Origin of the sequence: Streptomyces antioxidans (assembly GCF_000968685.2) — a bacterium.
Taxonomy (GTDB): Bacteria; Actinomycetota; Actinomycetes; order Streptomycetales; family Streptomycetaceae; genus Streptomyces; species Streptomyces antioxidans.
This window is the reverse complement of sequence record NZ_LAKD02000108.1, coordinates 1-496: the sequence shown is the minus strand read 5'-3', so window position 1 is coordinate 496 and position 496 is coordinate 1. Positions and strand designations below refer to the sequence as shown.

Below are 496 nucleotides of genomic sequence, written 5' to 3'. Positions count from 1 at the left end.
TGTTTGTGCTGGATGCGGGGTTGGGGTTGGTTCCGGTGGGTGTGGTGGGCGAGCTGTATGTGGCCGGGAGTGGAGTGGCCCGGGGGTACTGGGCACGGCCGGGACTGACCGCGGAACGGTTCGTGGCCTGCCCATACGGCACGGCGAACGGGGAGCGGATGTACCGCACCGGGGACCTGGTGCGGTGGACGGCCGACGGGCAGCTGGAGTTCTGCGGGCGGGCCGATGAACAGGTCAAGGTCCGCGGATTCCGCATCGAACCCGGAGAGATCCAAACCGCACTGACAGAACATCCCGGTATCGGCCAAGCCGTGGTAACCGTCCGGGAAGACCGCCCCGGCGACCGCCGCCTCGTCGCCTACCTCACCCCCGCCCTGACCGGGGCCGAACCACCACCCGCTGCGGAAATCCGCACCCAGCTGGCCGACCGGCTCCCCCACTACATGATCCCCTCCCACTACATCCCACTGGAACACCTCCCGCTGACCGCCAACGG

At 68.8% G+C, this 496-nt stretch carries 1 protein-coding gene; it reads left to right on the top strand.

Annotated elements, in window-relative coordinates; genetic code table 11:
* Positions 1-496: AMP-binding enzyme (locus tag VT50_RS31645; RefSeq protein WP_143645303.1), on the top strand; the 496-nt coding region annotated here is incomplete at both ends.